Raw genomic sequence first — 2,727 nt, 5'->3', positions numbered from 1 at the left:
AAATTGTCGATGCAGGCGATGCTTACTTTCGCTGCCATGAATTTAAAAAAACTCGCCAGCTGGACATGGCGAGCTCCGAAAATGGCATAAATAATCCTCGGAGAGGTCTACTTTCCTCAATAATTGCTTCAAATTCAATAAAAATGACAAAAGGGTTTCGGAATGAACACATTCCGAAACCCTTTTGTCTACAACCTGAAATCGCAATCACACTACCTGGTGATTGCGATTTGACTTTTTAATAGTTAAATAAAAATGCGTTTTCAAAACTAGGATGAAAACGGAGCTTTTTCCTACAATCTTTTAATTTTCTTATTGAACTAAAGCACCCGTTGTTCAATAAGAAAACTTCATTCAACGTATTGGGCAATTTTATCGGTACCTCTGCTCCGCTATGCACAGATTCGGCTACGAATCATAAAAAGTTTGCCGTAATAATGTATATAAAAAAAGTGACGCAAATAGCGACACATATGACGGAATTGTCATTACTTATTAAGAAAGAAATCCTGTTTATCACTGTCCGAACCCATTAAAGTTTGACGCTTCATTAGTTTTGGCGTCTCTTTTTGCTTGCTCGGCATTTTGATTTACAGGACCGCTTTCCATTTCCTTAAAACTTTTTCGAATGAAGAAATCATAAACTACCCCAAATAGGATAAGCAATGCAAAAAAGCTGAAAATAACTATAGCTATCACATACATCCCCCCTTTGCTGTTTGTTTCTTTAAATTTATCTAAATTTCCTTAATATTACCATATTCCTTTTTATTAACAAATATTCTTTTGTCTGTAAGCCGGAATAATTCAACTAACCTGCCCCGTTAGTTGAACAAGAAACAAGATTCATTACATGAGATTAATTCGCACACTCAACTGTATCGTATCGCATGTACATTCCTACATCTCTCCCATCATTTTTTACTTTTCAGGACCATTTCCGGTATTTTATTCCCTTTAAACAAAAGCCACATGGCTAATGAAACTTCCCCAACAACCCCAGGTACTGCAACAATTAGTATAAATATGGTTTCGTAATCGGTGTAATTGGATAAAAGAACCTTTGCAAAACTGTCTATTAGATAGCCAATAGATGCCATTATCAACAAGATGCCAATAATTCTTGGCATGAAACCTGACTTAAATATCAAATAACCTACGACAAACAAATGAAAGCCAAAAAATACTAGTCCAATAACCCAACCATTGCTAAACGCATTTATAAATAACATCACCTGAGCATGTAACTGATCTGTTTCAAACACCTTCAAGTAGTTAGCCCCACTTAATAACTGCAAAACACTTAAAAAATTATATAGGGCCACTCCAAAAAGAGCGGCGTATATCAACCTAAACAATGCTGCTAGCAATGCAAGACCCTTGTTTATTGGTTTTAACAAAATATAAAGTGCCCATGCTACCAAAACATCAAGAATAAGCACGATTATGAAACTAGAAATACCGAAGCGAAATAACAACTCATTGGCAATGATGTTATTTGCAGTTCTTGCTGCATCTCCCGGAATGATAAGACTCTCGAGCACAAAAAAATTAGCGAAAATCGCTAGTATAAACATGAGTAGTAATCCAAATCCTGCGAACCTTGCAAAAACAACTGGTGATTTTTCGGCAATGCCGTTTGTCATTTTAATCCCTCCAAATTATTGTAATTTAATTCTTTAACTCAAAAGAGAAAATCTCCTCCAACGGTAAGTTGAAGACGAAAGCAATGCGAAAAGCTAATTCCAGAGAAGGGGAGTAATTTCCTTTTTCGATGGCAAAGATGGTTTGTCGTGTTACACCTACTTTATCTGCTAGTTGTTGTTGCGTCATTTCACTATGGTTAAAGCGCAAGCTCCGAATGTTATTGCGGATTAGACATTTCCCCATCTTAGACTCCTCTCCGATATAGACATATCTCTGTGATCATTCCAACCACATCAGAGACAACCCCTGAAAAAATAAGTATGATGAACATGATATAAGGTGGCACATCCATGACCAATGATCCCATTGCTATAACAAAGCCCAATACAAACACATAATGAGAAATCGTTGTCGCTTTTAAATGAATTAACTTGTCTAGTTCATCAGAAAATGGAGGCTCTTTTTCATTAGTAGTTATTCTATAGATGATATTGAAAATTATATAAATGATGATTTTGGCTACAATCGATACGGCGATTAAGATGACGATGAAGGAACCCCAAAAGCTGAAAACATCTGTCGAAAGAAACCTTCCTTCTTGGTACATATGAAACACATACGTTGAATAGAGCGAAAAAATTAGTAATGTGCTAATTAAAGATACGATATTTTTCTTTTCTTGATAGGACATATTTCTTCTCCTTGTATAATATTTACAATAAGTAAAGTTTAATATACTTAATGTATTGTTTACCTTACTATATGTAAAATATTCTTTACATGTGATGCCAAAAAAATTTTTATTTAAACTCTGATATTAAAATTCACCTTCTCTACGCATGGTCAACAGCCTTCTCCCAAGCTAATGATTTTGTCAACGAATCATAAGAGGAAATGACTTTATCGATACCTCTGCTCCGCTATGTACTGATTCGACTACGAACTATAAAAGTTTGCCGGAATAATGTAAAAAGCGACACAAATAGAGGGCACTGCAAAAGGGACTGAAATTCATATTTCTTTCTTGAAAGAGAGAGCTTTATTACGAAAAAAAAACTGATTCTCAAATATCTAAAAATA

The 2,727-nt window shown here is 34.9% G+C and carries 4 protein-coding genes; all 4 read right to left on the bottom strand.

The window, feature by feature from the left end; all coding sequences use genetic code 11:
• Positions 1–516 precede the first annotated feature (516 nt).
• The 4 genes from C8K15_RS19845 to C8K15_RS19830 all read right to left on the bottom strand — a co-directional run bounded on the left by C8K15_RS19845 (position 517) and on the right by C8K15_RS19830 (position 2,338).
• The gene (locus C8K15_RS19845) at positions 517–699 is read right to left on the bottom strand and encodes a hypothetical protein (RefSeq protein WP_108588111.1); all 183 of its coding nucleotides are present in this window, start codon (positions 697–699) and stop codon (positions 517–519) included.
• Positions 700–914: 215 nt separating this feature from the next.
• Positions 915–1,646, bottom strand: coding sequence for a DUF4386 domain-containing protein (locus C8K15_RS19840; RefSeq protein WP_108588110.1), 732 nt, complete (start codon positions 1,644–1,646; stop codon positions 915–917).
• A 25-nt stretch (positions 1,647–1,671) separates the two neighbouring features.
• Positions 1,672–1,890 carry a helix-turn-helix transcriptional regulator gene (locus C8K15_RS19835; protein ID WP_108588109.1) on the bottom strand — a complete coding sequence of 73 codons (219 nt, stop codon included), beginning with the start codon at positions 1,888–1,890 and terminating at the stop codon, positions 1,672–1,674.
• A 1-nt stretch (position 1,891) separates the two neighbouring features.
• The gene (locus C8K15_RS19830; RefSeq protein ID WP_108588108.1) at positions 1,892–2,338 is read right to left on the bottom strand and encodes a hypothetical protein; all 447 of its coding nucleotides are present in this window, start codon (positions 2,336–2,338) and stop codon (positions 1,892–1,894) included.
• Positions 2,339–2,727: the final 389 nt, after the last annotated feature.

It is taken from the genome of Paenisporosarcina sp. OV554 (genome assembly GCF_003058165.1).
GTDB lineage: Bacteria > Bacillota > Bacilli > Bacillales_A > Planococcaceae > Paenisporosarcina.
This window is presented reverse-complemented; position numbering and strand designations above follow the sequence as displayed.